The sequence below is a fragment of the Acaryochloris marina S15 genome (assembly GCF_018336915.1).
Taxonomy (GTDB): Bacteria; Cyanobacteriota; Cyanobacteriia; order Thermosynechococcales; family Thermosynechococcaceae; genus Acaryochloris; species Acaryochloris marina_A.
The window spans coordinates 1532702-1547737 of record NZ_CP064923.1 but is presented as its reverse complement, the minus strand read 5'-3'; the positions used below and the strand labels follow the sequence as shown (position 1 = coordinate 1547737).

The 15036-nt window shown below is 49.0% G+C and carries 11 protein-coding genes; 8 read left to right on the top strand and 3 right to left on the bottom strand.

Annotation, left to right across the window (positions count from 1 at the left end; genetic code table 11):
* Positions 1–64: 64 nt before the first annotated feature.
* The 6 genes from I1H34_RS07815 (at position 65) to I1H34_RS07790 (ending at position 9956) form a co-directional block, all read left to right on the top strand.
* Positions 65–3310: a hypothetical protein gene (locus I1H34_RS07815; RefSeq protein WP_212665104.1), complete on the top strand. Its 3246-nt coding sequence runs from the start codon at positions 65–67 to the stop codon at positions 3308–3310.
* A gap of 29 nt (positions 3311–3339) precedes the next feature.
* Complete coding sequence (locus I1H34_RS07810) at positions 3340–4983, top strand: SWIM zinc finger family protein (protein WP_212665103.1); 1644 nt, start codon at positions 3340–3342, stop codon at positions 4981–4983.
* 384 nt (positions 4984–5367) lie between these two features.
* Positions 5368–6993, top strand: a complete 1626-nt coding sequence (locus tag I1H34_RS07805) for a TPM domain-containing protein (RefSeq protein WP_212665102.1) — start codon at positions 5368–5370, stop codon at positions 6991–6993.
* Between the two features lie 305 nt (positions 6994–7298).
* Complete coding sequence (locus tag I1H34_RS07800) at positions 7299–9035, top strand: TPM domain-containing protein (protein WP_212665101.1); 1737 nt, start codon at positions 7299–7301, stop codon at positions 9033–9035.
* A 166-nt stretch (positions 9036–9201) separates the two neighbouring features.
* Positions 9202–9354, top strand: coding sequence for a hypothetical protein (locus I1H34_RS07795; protein WP_212665100.1), 153 nt, complete (start codon positions 9202–9204; stop codon positions 9352–9354).
* A gap of 53 nt (positions 9355–9407) precedes the next feature.
* Positions 9408–9956 (top strand): 3'-5' exonuclease, encoded by a 549-nt coding sequence (locus I1H34_RS07790; RefSeq protein WP_212665099.1) that lies wholly within the window; start codon positions 9408–9410, stop codon positions 9954–9956.
* A 26-nt stretch (positions 9957–9982) separates the two neighbouring features.
* On the opposite strand, the gene I1H34_RS07785 is transcribed toward I1H34_RS07790, so the two are convergent.
* Both I1H34_RS07785 and I1H34_RS07780 read right to left on the bottom strand, forming a co-directional pair.
* The gene (locus tag I1H34_RS07785) at positions 9983–10489 is read right to left on the bottom strand and encodes a transposase (protein ID WP_212662769.1); all 507 of its coding nucleotides are present in this window, start codon (positions 10487–10489) and stop codon (positions 9983–9985) included.
* A gap of 38 nt (positions 10490–10527) precedes the next feature.
* Complete coding sequence (locus I1H34_RS07780) at positions 10528–11046, bottom strand: helix-turn-helix domain-containing protein (protein WP_212662770.1); 519 nt, start codon at positions 11044–11046, stop codon at positions 10528–10530.
* A 146-nt stretch (positions 11047–11192) separates the two neighbouring features.
* Between I1H34_RS07780 and I1H34_RS07775 the strand changes: the two genes are divergently transcribed.
* Complete coding sequence (locus I1H34_RS07775) at positions 11193–11702, top strand: hypothetical protein (protein WP_212665098.1); 510 nt, start codon at positions 11193–11195, stop codon at positions 11700–11702.
* A 480-nt stretch (positions 11703–12182) separates the two neighbouring features.
* Complete coding sequence (locus I1H34_RS07770) at positions 12183–13613, top strand: reverse transcriptase domain-containing protein (protein ID WP_212665097.1); 1431 nt, start codon at positions 12183–12185, stop codon at positions 13611–13613.
* Here the strand turns inward: I1H34_RS07770 and I1H34_RS07765 are convergent.
* Positions 13597–15018, bottom strand: a complete 1422-nt coding sequence (locus I1H34_RS07765; protein WP_212665096.1) for a WGR domain-containing protein — start codon at positions 15016–15018, stop codon at positions 13597–13599. The two genes, I1H34_RS07770 and I1H34_RS07765, sit on opposite strands and share 17 nt — an antisense overlap.
* Between the last annotated feature and the right edge of the window lie 18 nt (positions 15019–15036).

Sequence of the window (15036 nt, the reverse complement as noted above, 5' to 3'; positions counted from 1 at the left end):
AAATACTATCAACAAGCCTTTTGCTTCCTCTCCCCTTGTTGATTGAATCGATAGGAATATTTGCATGCAACTGATTCAGCGAACCACCCTGGTTTATCAAGCGGGTCGCACTGAAAAAGTGTATGAGGTGGATCTGTGCCAGGTGAGTGAGGGCGCTTATGTGGTCAATTTTCGCTATGGTCGCCAAGGCACTGCTTTAAAGGAAGGTTCAGAAACGGTTTCTGCAGTGCCTTTAGAAATGGCCCAGCGTATTTTTGACCGGCTGATCAATGCCAAGCTGCGGAAAGGCTATCGGGTTAGTACGGGAGAAGCTAATCCACCTGAAACGACGGCTTCCCCAACACCTGCCCCAGTCGAGACACCGATTGATCCGAATGTGCGATCGCAAGCTATCTTAAATCGCTTAGCAGCAGCCCTTCAATCTCCTGCAGCAACTCGCCCTGTGGCTAAGGAGTGGCCCCTGAATCGGGTGATCTGGCGAGCAGGGGAATTAAAAATTCAGGCTGCGGCTCCTTTGTTGCTGCAACTTTGGGGACAAGAAGATCTGAGAAATTACTGTATCGCCTGGGCCCTAGGTCAATGTGGCGATCAAAGCACCTATACCGCCTTAGAACAGCGTTACCGTCAGCCTGGGGCAGAGTTTGTGCAGCGTATTACCCTAGAAGCGCTGTTCAAACTAGGAACTGCGGCCCAACGAGATGCCCTGCGGCAAGAGCTAATGGTGCAGTTACCACCGGATTTGCGAACCTTGACTCGACAAGGTCCAGCCAGCGCTTTGACGCAAACCCTCAAAAGTACCTTAGATCCGAATGCCTCTCCCCAGACCTTGGCCGTGCTCGATCTGCTGTATCAGATCGATAGTGAGGTGACTCGACCCGCTGTGCTTGAGGTAATTCAAACAGCACCCCTGCGCCCCAGCTACTTCCAGCGACTGCGGCATATTTTCAAAATGGCTGAATATCGGCAGGATACCGAAGTCTTTGGCCTGCTGGCCTATCGGTTTGAGCAAGAAAAAGCGCTATATCGTAACCAAGGCTATGGTGTGCGACTGCCGGATGGGGAATACCTCTATGCCGGATATACCTATAATTCCCGCACCGGACGCTATGAGCGGACCACTGATAATCCGATCACGACAGAACAGCGACGTCCAGACACTCGGTTAGCCTTTAGCGACAAGACCCGAGACTACCTGCGGCGGAGGGTTTGGCGGACTTTACGTAAGCTGGGTCAGGCTGGAGACTCAAGCTATGTCACGTTTGCGGTTGATCTGTTATTGCAATATGCCGATGAGGATGCCGGGTCGGTTCGGGAGTCGGTTTTCTATCACTGGGATTGGCGCAATAGCTATAGCCGGGTGGAAACGGGCCGCGTTAACTGGGATCTCTTTGCCGGGTATCTCGCCTTTAACCATGTCCTCTATGAACAGAGCCCTCGCTATGTTCTTAAGCCTGCGAATAAAGCCTGGCGCTGTCAGTCCTCCTATAAGCCGGGTGATCCAGCTCCCCCTGAACGGGAAGAGGCCTTTCCCCATTTGTGGGACCAACAGCCGGTCGCTTTGCTGCGTTTATTGTCGGAAAGCGGCTGCCAACCGGTGCATGAGTTTGCGGTTAAAGCCATTCGGGCTAGTCGGTCCTTCCTGGAGAGCCTACCCTTGGAGAGCGTGATTCTTCTGCTGGAGCGCCCCTATGAAATTACGGCTCAGTTGGGATTTGAAATAGCCCAGGCCCGTTATGATGCCTCCCAACCGAATCGGGAATTGATGGTTGCGATCGCAACCTGTAACTATGCCCCCGCTCGCCAGCAAGCCCAAGCCTGGATTACCGCTCAGCGAGATGTGTTTCTCAACGACAGTCAGCTAATCGCCCAGTTGGTAACCTGCAAACCCGCCGATATGCGGGCCTTTACTCGACGACTGTTGAGTAAAGCTTTGCTAGAAGATACGAGGGCACGGGCGATTTTGGGTCAGGTGATTGCCATTCTCTTAAACCAGGAGCCCGAAAACATCCCGTCAGAGGACTGGATCACGGATATTAGCGAAACCCTCTTTCTCAGTTTTGGCGCTCAACTGCGGACCCTCGGGTTGGAAGTGGTGTTGGATATCTTGCGATACCCCGCTGCTGAGATGCAGACCTTTGGGGCGCGGATTCTGCTGAACCATTCCACTCCGGTGACAGAACTCCCACCGGGGCTGATTGATGCCCTGATTGATTCCCCCTTCGATTCCGTGCGGGTAGTTGGGGTACGACTGCTCAGTCAATTACCCGATACCGTTCTGATGGAGCAAACAGGGCTATTGCTCACCCTGATCGCTCATCCCCTTGCCGAAATGCGTTTGGCGATCCGTCCAGCGATTCAGCGCATAGCTGCTGCCCAACTTAGCTTTAGTCAGCATCTAGCCCAACCTCTGCTGGAGGTATTGCAAGGGCCAGAAGAAACGGAAGGCATTCATCGCTTTTTAACGGAACTGCTGCGCCAGGCTCTACCGGGATGGATGGACAATATTACTCCTGAGCAGGTTCACAAACTCCTAGAATCAGACTCTCCTGCAGCCCAGGAAATTGCGGGTTATGTGTTGCAGCATCATTGCGATCCCTGGTCTGCTACCCTCCCCACTGCTGATATTGCCCAATTCACTCACCATGACATGCTGTCTGTACGCACAGCCGGATGGCAGATGTTGGAAGCGATCTTGCCTCGGTTACGACAGAGCGAATCGGATCTGCTGGATATCGTCCGGGTATTGGAGTCCACATGGGAAGATACCCGCCAGTTTGGATTTAAGCTGTTTCGCGATGATCTGAAGCCCGATGAGCTGACCCCTGCGGTGGTTATTAGTATTTGTGATAGTAATCTTCCCCAGGTTCGCCAACTGGGGCGAGATCTGGTCAGTCGATGTTTTCGTGATGCAGATGGGGAAGGTTATTTGCTCAAATTTAGTGAGCATCCTGCTACCGATATGCAGCTGTTTGCCACCCAATACCTGCAGACCTATGTGGTGGATAATCCCCAGCGACTGCAAGAGCTAACGCCGTATTTTACTCGGGTGTTAGCCCAAGTAAATCGAGGTCGGGTGACCAAGCAGCGGGTCTATGCCTTCCTGGAAGCGGAAGCAACCAAAAGCTTAACCGCAGCAGAGATTATTGCCGAGATTCTGACTCGCCAGTCCGTGACGATTGCCATTTGCGATCGCGCTCGGGCATTGGAGATTTTATTAAAAATTCACAGCGCCTATCCCCAGATCTCAGTGCCTCTACAGGTAAAGCCCGTCGCCGTGCGAGAGCCTGCTGCCTTGTCCTCAAGTATTTAACCGTCAATCCTGAAGTCGAGAGAGTTTGCATGGAGTTTAACTACAACTACAAACGGAATAGCCAGGTATCGGGACAAGGCGACCAAGCCCAAATGTCCTTCTCCCCAGACTTGACCCGCGAACCGACCTATTTTCGAGGACAGTTGCAGCAAAATATTGCTTTTCGCGAAGCCATCAGCGCCCTCCATGATGTAGTGGTTTCTGACTTGCGATTTCAGCCTCAAGATAAAACGGCTTATAAAGCCTGGGCGGCTCAGCGGGATGATATTGATTGGCAACGGGTGGCTGCTCAACGTCAAGAGGTCACCGAAAAACTCGAAGCCTTTCAAGCTGAACTCACAGACCTGCATCGCCGTAGTTCAAATCGGTTAGCTCCGTTTTATCAGGCTAGACAACAGTATTTTAACTATCTCTATCGCAAAGATTATGATGCCTGGTTTGTCCTCGACCCAGTGATTACGGTTCATCCGGATGAGGTTTTCTTTGAGTGTTTTAGCCAGGATGAGTCCAGTTATGGCCGCTTGGGTGCCAGCTATAACGTTTTTGATCAGGTCAATGACTTTGCCTGTGGCACCACCAATGTCGACTACTCAGCAACCCTGTACGACGAATTTCAAAAAATTCGCAGCTACCGGCAAACCCTTTTAGAAGTCGATCCCTCTGGCTTTGAGGTGGAAACGACGGGAACGGCTGCCTACAAAGAAGTCAAAATTGATTTGCCCGACACTTGGGTGCGAGGCTTTTTACAAGTCAGTTCGGCCATGGCCCTGCCAGCCATCCAATTCGACCTGCATCCGATGGATATTTACAACCTCTGCTTTGCCCTCCGCCGACGCCGGGAAAAGCATGGCCCTCGCAGCCTCCGCTATCACCTCACTCCTGGAGAACCGATTCGGATGGTTCTAGAACCCTGGGACCAAGAAATTGTTTGTGCCCGCTCTATTTATCAGGGGCATAAACCAGAAATGGTACGAGTTTGGGGACGACGACGATTAATGATTTTAGAACGTCTGATTCCAGTCGCCCGTAAGTTTACGGTGCATTTGTTGGGTACAGGACTGCCCTCGTTCTACGTGGCAGACCTCAACGATATGTCCTTTACGTTAGGTCTATCGGGATGGACCGCCAATGATTGGTCACGAGCAGGAAATTTTGACCTAATGGCCCCCCGTGCCCAGGTGGATGATTGGACAAAGCGCCAGGTATTTGAAGCCTTGAAACAGAATTGGGTGGAGTCGCCGGCTGATCTGGCTAGGCGTTTAGGGCTGGATCAGTCCGTGGTGTTAGGGGCACTGAGTGCCTATACCCAAGCAGGACGAGCCATTTATGATCTCAACAAGCAGGTCTACCGAGTGCGAGAACTCTCCCGCGATCCGCTCCCCATGGATAAGCTGCGCTTTAGCAATGAACGGGAAGCCCAAGCCACGCGATTCTTGGATCAAAATGCGGTGCGGGTTAGTCAGTCTTCGGTGGATGGGAAGGGTACCCTGCTGTTACAAGGCACGGTTCAGCATGGGGATAAGACATTGCAGCCGATTGTGGCCATTGATCGGGATGAGCGAATGGTTCACGGCGAATGTACTTGCAATTGGCATCAGCAAAATAAGCTCTTCAAAGGCCCCTGCGAGCATATTCTGGCTCTACGGATGCAGCATAGTCGGGCAGTTTCGTAGCGCTATTGGTATGATGCGCCAAGCAACTGCGTCTGCTTTGACTGAAAAATATCTAGAAACGGCAGAAAGTCTGATTTTTACTTAACGGTGCTGTTTTGGTCATGTTCCTAGAGGGGATGGAAAGCCATGATACGGGGCTAGTTTGGTGACGGTGGCTAACCGACTTTGCGACATGGTTCAAGCTGGTGAGGGGGATTTCACCATATCGGTAGGTTCGCCAATTTAACATCCAAATTGCCAGGGAAAGTCCGTGGGTAATTTTCAACTTTCTTCCTTATTTTTGCCGAATCGTTCATTGAATTTGGGAAAGTTGATGGATATCCCTTGAGTTGTTCGATAAATACTTCTCTCGCCATTCCTGGGTAACTTAAATCTCTAGTGATTGTGAATTTAAAAAGACAAGGACATCACTATCGTCCCTTATGGACAGTTGTTTTAGCTGTAGGGATAAGCTTGTGGCTATTCCTCGGCTCCCTCTCCCCGAGCCGAGCCATTCCAGTATCTGACGTGTCTGATCCGCGTCAAGATAATAATTGGGTCATGGATCAGGCGAATATCCTCCGATGGGATAGTGAGCAACAACTGAAGCAGATGATCGATGGGTTAGTCGCTAAGCGTGGAACCGAATTGATAGTGGTAACGGTGCCGGATATAAAGCCGTTAGCTTCATCCAGCGAGTTCGCTGATGAACTGCTGAATCATTGGGAAATAGATGAGCAAGCGAAGAGTGATTGTATATTGTTGTTGGTCTCTGAAGAGGAACCCCATGCAGCCATTAAAACAGGAAAGGATGTAAAAACCCTAGATCTTTCCCTGAGGACAATCGATAAAATTCTGACCACCCAAATCTATCCTGCTTTGGAACAAGGATCCTTTGAGGCAGGTATCGTTAATGGTGCTCAAGCAGTAATCGAGGTGCTTGAACAGGAGGACCCATCAGAGATCTACTCGCTGCCAGCCGATGTTCCGATCATTGGTGTCATCCTGATGATGTTTGTCGTGGCTCTCGGTTTCTTTATCTCTACCTTGGTTTTGTGGAGTCTCACCTTCGCGGCATTGGTTCTGATTCCAGCGGTTGTGCTGATGAGTATTGTTCGTAAAAGCCAAGTGCTTCGGGTTGCTCCAGTGGGGTGTACAACCTTGTCCAACCAGGGCAGTCGATTATGGTGGATACGGACGTCCCTACTGCATTGGTTGCGGACAGGCAAGGTAGCGGTCGGGGGAGAAGAAACTCTCCCTATCTATAAAGGAATTCATTTTACTCGCCCAATCATTCAAAGCTGGTGGATTTTCTTTGGCTCCTATTCATCTGTAGGGGTGGTGTTCTCCCATCAGACGGCAGTACGCCATGTCCATGGATTGGTCATGGGTTTTCTGGTCATTTGGTTGGGGTATGAACTGTGGTGGTGGGCTAAACATGACGATCACGGTGGCAGCGAAACCATATCGCTATTTCGTGGACTTTTTCGCAGTAATGTAGTCGCCATTATTTTAGTCTTGATATTGGCTAGCATCCTGAATATTTTTATTTATAGGACCGCATTAACCCCTTACCTCATCACTGCTTTCGGTGGTGCTTGGGCGGGAACGTTACTGCTGATGCGATCCCTCACCCGTTACACCGAAGTACACTGTCAATCCTGTAATGGCCTGATGCAATGCCTGGAACCTAAAACTATAGAGAGCTATTTAAAACCAGCTGAAAAAGCAGCAAAAACCCTTAAAAGTACCTGCCATGTGGGTTGGGAATGTCCAACTTGTCGCCCTGCTCATACAGAAACCGATGTCAGTATTCATCTATTTCGTGAAGTTGTGAAATCCGATAAGTTTGGATATTGCAGTGAGTGTGATGCCTATACGGTTCGAAATCGTAAAGCTCGGGTGGTTCAACCTGCACAATGGTTTGTAGATGGCGAAAAGCTGATCGTCGGTCGATGCGTTTATTGTGACCAGTCTTCTGAAGTTTATGTAAGCATACCCTGCTACTTACACCGACTCATAAAACCGTAGCTTCCTGGCCTCCAAGATCTATTGCAACGTCTTCTGGTGAGTTGCACTCCAATCTAATCATTCCTCCAGAGAGAGGGGCCGATTATTTCAAGAAAACTGATGTCTAATTTGCAAATGCTCTACATCATATTTTGGGGTGATGATTCTAATCTGATAGAGTGCTAAATTCTGGTATTTATGGGGCGATCGGTATCACGGATGACCCTTGCCTGAACCACGATTCAGCAGGATAGGGGCCATCCTGGGCATGCTAAAGATATCCAGAAATAGCTGCTTAAGAGCCTTAATACAGGCTAATTCAACATATGTTTGCCAACAGACTTAGACAGCGAGAGCGCACCTCGCTGACCTTCCTCTTTGCCCTGGGGTTTAGCCTGCTTCTATCCCTATCCTCACTGATGCCGAGTCAGGCCATTCCAGTCTCTGAAGTTCCTAACCCTCGCCAGGACAATAACTGGGTGATGGATATGGCCGATGTGCTCAGTCCCGACAGCGAAGCACAGCTAAATCAGATGATTACAGCGTTGGAAGCAAGGAATGGTGCCGAAATTGCAGTGGTAACTGTACCCGATACCCAACCATCTGCAACCCCCAAAGCGTTTACGACTGAACTATTTAATACCTGGGGCATTGGTAAAAAAGGGGAAGACAATGGCATTTTATTTCTAGTCTCGAAGAACGAACGCCGGACAGAAATTGAGACTGGATATGGCGTAGAGTCTATTCTCCCCGATGCGAAAGTGGGCAATATTCTTCGCACCCAGGTTACTCCTTACTTTAAGCAAGGCAATTTTGATACAGGTATCGTCAAAGGAACTCAGGCAATCATCCAGGTTTTAGAAGGTGGAACCATTGCCCCGCCGACCCGTGAAGAGTCAGGAGAGTCTGTTGATTTAGGCTGGCTCATTTGGATCTTTGAAAATTTCGACCTCATTATTAAGGGAATCGTTGGTTTTATTGCAACAGGGGTGGTGACGGCTACATCGTTTGTGCTGGTAAAAGTCGTTAGAAAGAGCCATTCCTTTAAGTTCGCTCCAGTAGGCCGCACGACTTATGAAGAGAAGAGAGACACATCACTGAATTTGATGGGTTTGTGGGTTTGGGTATTACGGTGGTTGGCAGGAGATGTGACGAGTCATGATGGACCACGACGGCCTCTTAAAACCAGACTCGTATTTAACCCGACGACAGAAGTGTTTCAAAGCTGGTGCACTTTCTTGGGGCTGGCAATCGGTCTTTGGCTAGCATCTTCGATTATTGAAGGCTATAGTGCCTTGAAATTACTACTGATCTGGGGTTGGTTTGGGTTTGAAATTTGGTGCTGTAATAAGCGTGATGAAAATGGCGCTAGTGCAGTCATAACAACCTTGAGCAAGCTGTTGATTTTTGGCCTTGTAGCCGTTCCTGTTGTACTGATTGTGGCCAGCAGTATCAGAAGCATAAATGTTTTTGTTGCTTTGTTTGCTGCGGTGGGGGGTGCCTCTGCAGGGACGCTACGGTTGTTGCGATCGCCTTCCTGCAACATCGATGTACGATGTCAATCTTGTAATGGCCTGATGCAGTATTTAGGGGATCAAACCTTAGATGAATACCTTAAACCTGCAGAGAAAGTTGCCAAAGAAATAGGCAGTACTCAGTTTGAAGGTTGGCAATGTCCAACCTGTAGTTCTGCCCAAGCAGATATGGGATTTGATCTCCATCTTTTTCAAGAAGTTCTGAATCCTTATAAATTCTCGCATTGTGATGACTGTAATGCTTTTACGGTGACGAGCACATCAGAAATCTTGGAGAAAGCGACAACCACTTCTAATGGGGAAGAACTCTTGACTCGGGAATGTGCTTGCTGTCATCAGAAAACGGAAGAACGAGTGACGATCCCGCGAGTCTCAAAAACTTCATATTCCAGTTCTAGTTCATCAAGCTATAGCAGCAGTTATGACAGTGGCAGTAGCTATAGCGGTGGTGACTATGGTGGCAGCAGTGGAGGGAGTGACTTTGGCGGAGGTAGTAGTGGTGGCGGTGGAGCTGGTGAGAGCTGGTAGTAGATCTCTTCTGGCTCACCTCATTCCTTAGATATAGCCATTATTTTTTACGCTATGAATTCTGACAGTGTTATACCTGAAGTGCTTGTCCCGATTGTTTTAGAAAAAGTGGGTCTAGCTCTATCTCCAACAAACGGGTCCCTCAGGGTATTCTTTAGAACATCTAATGGACGCAGGGACAGAGGCCCAATTCTTGCCAGAGCTGATTCAACGGAGGCATGACGAAAGCCTTAGGGCTATTGGTATGATGCGCGAAGAAACTGCCTCTGCTTTGACAGGGAAATATCTAGAAGCCACAAAAAGACTTATGTTTGGCTAGACACCGAGTGTCATATTCCTGTAGAGGCCTTGGGTACCCCCTCCACAACATCAATGAAAATTAGTCAGAAATATTACTTGATTGTCGATCTTGAAGCCACCTGTGCAGATGATAATTCCATTCCTCGCCGAAGGATGGAGATGATTGAGATTGGAGCTGTGCTTCTCAACTCACAAACGCTTCAAATAGAGCGTGAATATCAGACCTTCGTGAAGCCCATTCTTCATCCTGTGCTGACTGAGTTCTGTAAATCTCTAACATCCATTGCTCAACAAGATATTGAAAAGGCCCCACTTTTTCCTATAGCACTCAAAGACTTCCAATCTTGGTTTTACCCCTTTGGCAGTTATCTGTTTTGCTCTTGGGGAGATTATGACAGACATCAATTCAGGCAGGATTGCCAGTTGCATGGTGTTGGCTATCCCTTTCCAGGAGGGCATCTCAATTTAAAGAAAGCCTTTTCTATCCAGATCAACTCTATAAAGAAGTTTGGTATGGCTGGAGCTTTAACTAGGCTAGGCCTGGAGCTTGAAGGTGTCCATCATCGGGGTATTGATGATGCTCGAAATATTGCCCGCATTGTTCAAACTGGTTTATCTTAGCGAGTCTTCTTATACCAATTTGCGTTTTAAATCGTAATTCTCATATGAGGAAAATTGGTCATAGAAGTCAGCCTATCGGGTAAATCCATGAGTTCTTTGAGTCCCTTGCACAAGGTATCGGATACCTCATCTAAAGAATCAAAAACCTGATTGTAGAAGTGCTTTTCTTTCACCTCCTCCCAGATATGCTCTACAGCATTGAGTTGTGGACTTCGAGGAGGCTGAACAATCAAGCGTATATTGTCTGGAATGACGAGCTTCTTTCCGGTGTGGTAAGACGCTCCATCGACCTGCATCACCACAAAATAGTCTGAAAATTCATCCGCCACTTGTGCTAGGAATAAGTTCATCATCTGAGTATTGGAAAAGGGTAAGACTAAAGCACTCATCTTTCCTAACGCAGGAGCAACAGCAACATAGCCATAGAGATATTCACGGACAAGCTGCTGCCCACTTTCGGGTCGAATTCCAGGAGCACACCAAGCTCTTCTTACTTGCCCTAGACGACCAAAGCGCCCTTCGTCTGCTGCCATGATCACAATGGGACGTTGGTCTTCAGCTGAGCGATCTGCTACAGCGGTTTGGACCAGCCCCCGAAAGTTTTTTTAAAAGCCTCTCGTGCCGCTTTGTTTCCATTGGGATGGGACGGACGAGGCATGAGTTTGCGCCATCCGTGTCGGTCTAGCAAACGATAGATAGTACTGGGTGCCACTGACGTCTCCACTTTAGTCTCAAAGGCCGTTTGGATCTCTTGAACCGTTGTTAAATGACCTTGTTGAGCACGTTCAATAAACGATTCTAAAAATTCAATCTCTTCTTCGATACTCAGATAAGCACCGGGATTCTTCTTCCGTTTAGCCCTAGGAGCAATTGCTGCTGCTCCTAGGCGATTGTAAGCGGAAATCACCTGATGGACCGTTCGAAGACTAGTAGCAGTATGCGTGGCTATTTCGATAGCTGGGCGAGGATCTACCAGGGCGTTATAAATAATCATCCATTTTTGCTGACAGCGGGCAGTCGGAGCCGTAGCAATTTTGTCTTTCACCTCATCCACTGTTAGATGCGGTTTAACTGTACTAACTCGACTCATATACTTATGGAATGAACATAGGATTAGATCCTATCTAAATTACATCCCAAAACACAAATTGGTATTATACGCAGCCTTCACAACAGATGTTTAACAATCAATACCCCAGCCCAAAACAATGTTGATCGAGCCATGAGTCTAAGAACATGCTGTTTACCATTATCGAAAGTTTTTCTCCCAGTGATGGCGATCGCTGGACAAGCTACTGTCAGTGGCGAGGGTTAGCCTTCACAGAATTTGGCTCTATAGATGGCATCCTCAGACCCAGTCTTTTGAGTGATCTAGAGGGTGAAGACTGGAATCATATTGACCATGAGAATTTCAGAGTTCATTTGATAACGGATTATGACTACGCCGTCCAAAAGCATTACCAGATAGGTCAGGGCGATTTAGTGGGGTTAAAATTTAGTGAGCATGACGAGAGCGATCCACGTTTTTTGGGATTTGATTTAATTGATGGTTATTACGACGTATCCTTGCTGACCAATTGGGGAAATGATGTAGACAGCATCAATCGTTCCTTGTCCCCTAATGCGCTAATCCTGAGTTGCCAGACAGTTATGGAGATACAGCAAGAGTTATTGCGAACAAGCAATACTGATCCGCATGTCGAAGGATGCCAGATCGTGTCAATATACTGTCCCAGAGGAAATTAGCTCATCGAGGGAATATCCCTATCGGCTTTACCTGGATACTCCGTCAAAACTGACACCGTCAGATGGATGGGGTTAATATATTCACCTAACTTTTTCGCTATTGATAGAAAGCCCTTCAACTGCAAGCCTGACCTAAATATTGGGCATTCTACGAACAGAGTGTTATGATACACTAACAGTACAAAAGTACTATAAAACCCAGTCGGTTACGATTTACCCCTTGCAACCCGAATGGTGCATCGCCATTCATGTGATTAGTCTAAACGCGCATCACTGGCTTGCTCTTTACTGTGCGGGGCTTCGCCCTACTGTGGCTGTTACGGTTTAGTTTCCATGAAACTAACGAGCCACAGTAGGGCGGCCCCGCTCGAGTTGAGCAATCCAGTCCTAAGAGGTTTACGAAGAGGCACTTAACTGACCGGGTTTATTTTTTTCAAAATAGACAGCTATTCATATCATCGAGTTCACCTTCCTGACTCCATGTCCAATCAACCTCGTACCCGCCAAGAACTCTACGATCGCATCCGCCAAAGCTCCCGTGATGAGGTCATCTTAGAAGAAATGGTGCGGTTAGGATTTTGGCCCGCCGAAGGCGAGATGCCCCAAGATCCGACGAATGAGATTCGGCGTAAAGGAGAAATACAGCGGGAACTAGCGGCGTTGCGGGCCGAGAACCGCAAACTACATAACGAAGCCGCCATTAAAAAGCAGCTCTACAGGGAGCGACTCGCTGCTTCTAAGAAGAAGCGCCAAGAAACCAAAGAGCGACGAGAGCAAGAACGACAGGCTCGGGCGACAGCATGGCGAGACCGAAAAGCTCGCGATATTGTCTATCTGGGAGCAGGGGTTTCTGGGGGACTTAATCGGACCGAGTGCGATCTGACACGACTCCAGCAATATGGACTCCCTGCCTATGGGACTGCGGAAGAGATTGCCAAGGCCATGCAGATTAGCGTTGGACAGTTGCGCTTCTTAGCTTTCTCTCGGCGTACCGCCCAAATCTCCCACTATGTTCGCTTCAAAATTCCGAAGAAAACTGGGGGAGAACGGTTGATTTCAGCCCCCATGCCTCGTCTGAAGCAGGCCCAATATTGGATCGCAGAAAAACTGTTAGCATCCATCCCCCTCCATGAGGCTGCCCATGGATTTTGCCCAGGTCGCTCTATTGTCACCAACGCGATGCCCCATTTGGGGGCCGATGTGGTGATTAACCTCGATCTCCAAGATTTTTTCCCGTCTATTTCCTATCCTCGGATCAAAGGTTTATTTCGTTCCTTTGGCTATAGCGAAGCTGCCGCTACTATTTTCGCTCTGCTCTGTACGGAACCCGATGTGGTGGAAGTGGACTTGGATGGCCAGAATTATTATGTGGCCCAGTCTCAGCGCCACTTACCTCAAGGGGCACCCACCAGCCCCATCCTCACCAATCTGCTCTGTCGCCGTCTGGATCGTCGATTGACTGCTATGGCAGCAGAGTTGGGATATCTGTATACGCGCTATGCAGATGATCTAACCTTCTCGACGACAGGTCAGCCTCAGCAGCAGGTGGGCAAACTGTTGCGGCGGACCCATGCCATTGTTACCCACGAAGGATTTACGATTCATCCCCAGAAAACGCGGGTTCTCCGCAGTGGTCGGCAGCAAGAGGTGACGGGGGTGGTTGTCAACGAAAAGCTGAACGTTGACCGTAAAACCCTGAAGCGATTTCGAGCGTTGCTTCACCAAATTGAGCAGTCAGGCTATGACGATCAGCATTGGGGGGGGCAGGCGGTATCCTTTGCTGTCATCCAAGGCTATGCCAATTTTGTCGATATGGTAAATCCTGAACGCGGAGCCCAGTTTCAGGCTCAAGTCAAGCGAATTAAGCGCAAATACCCACCCCGCGTTCCAGTCTTTAAACCAGCTTCTTGATTTCACCGTAGGCGCGGTAAAATCCGCCTCGGGCGGCTTCCCGTAGGTCTTCTACGACATACCGAGCCCCTGCTTCCCGCATTTCCTTGGGGAATTGGACATTCCAGTCCGTGTGATAGCCCGCAGACTCGACCCGGACCCGCAGTTTGCTGCTGTCTTTTATACAGACTAGAATCACACCTTGCCCCGCACTAGTAGTGGTTTCTAAGGTAGACGAAGCTGCGATCGCATCTAGTTTCGGCGCTTTCACATTCACCACATCCGGCACTGTACCGGCTTGGGCAGCTTGAATGGCAGCTTCGCTAGCGTCAATACAGGCCAACGATCCATCCGTCGTCACAATATACAGACGATCTTGAATAAACTGCATGGAGAAGGCAGAACCACAGCCCGTTCCCAACTTCCACAGGCGTTTGCCTTCTGCATTAAAACAATAAATAGAAGAGGAGCTGTCTCCCGCAAAGACATATTTGCCTTCTTCCGCCGCTGCACAGGAATAGACTTGGGTATCGCACTTGAGGATCTGTTCCCGCTGGCCTTGTTTGGTGAAACAGTAGATATGGCCTCGGCTGGTACCGGCATAGACCGTGGACTCTTCCTGCCAACCAAACAAGACTGCTCCCTCTGTATGCTGGTCCCAAATCACCTGACCATCTTCCCAGTCATACATGGTCACCCCACCGGCATGGCCATGGTAGACGCCAATCTCATCGCACCGGACCATCCAGCCATGATCACCACTACTGCGTTGATTCCACTGAGATTCTTCTTCATGGTTAATGGTGGTGACGACGCCCTGGCGATCCGAGACCCCTAAAATACCGTCGTTGATATCTAGCCAAAAGATATCGACATCGTCGGCAATGGAATAGGCCACTCGGGGGATTTTACCGCTCAGGTCGTAGACTTTGCCGTCGTCACAACCGGCATAGAGCCAATCATCATCGGCCACAATACATTTAACGCCATCGGGGAGTTTAAACTCTTGGGTGACTTGGCCCTCAGGAGTCAGGGTAAAGATTTGGCCCTTTTGATTGCCCACCCAGCACCGGGATTCGTCAATAAAGATGCCAAAGGCGGATGCACCGGAGGCAAACCTCCACAACACCGGAGCACGATTGGCCGAAGAGCGAGTACTGGTAATTTCCCGTCGGGTAATGGCCCGTTTCTTTCGTACGCCTTGGACGGCGGGTTCATAGCCTTTGCGCAGCTTTGCTTTAATTTTTTTATCGGCTTCGGCTTTTGCTTTTTCGGGGGTGGCCAAAATCTTTTCCTGGGTTTGGCCCGCATTGCCAATCCGTCCATACCGGATTTTTAGCTCAGTGCCATCCACCACCACTTCATAAAACTTGTGGGCTATCCCTGCTTCTTCTGACAGCTCTAAATACGTTCTTTCTTCTGCCATGCTGATCCTCGCTAATCC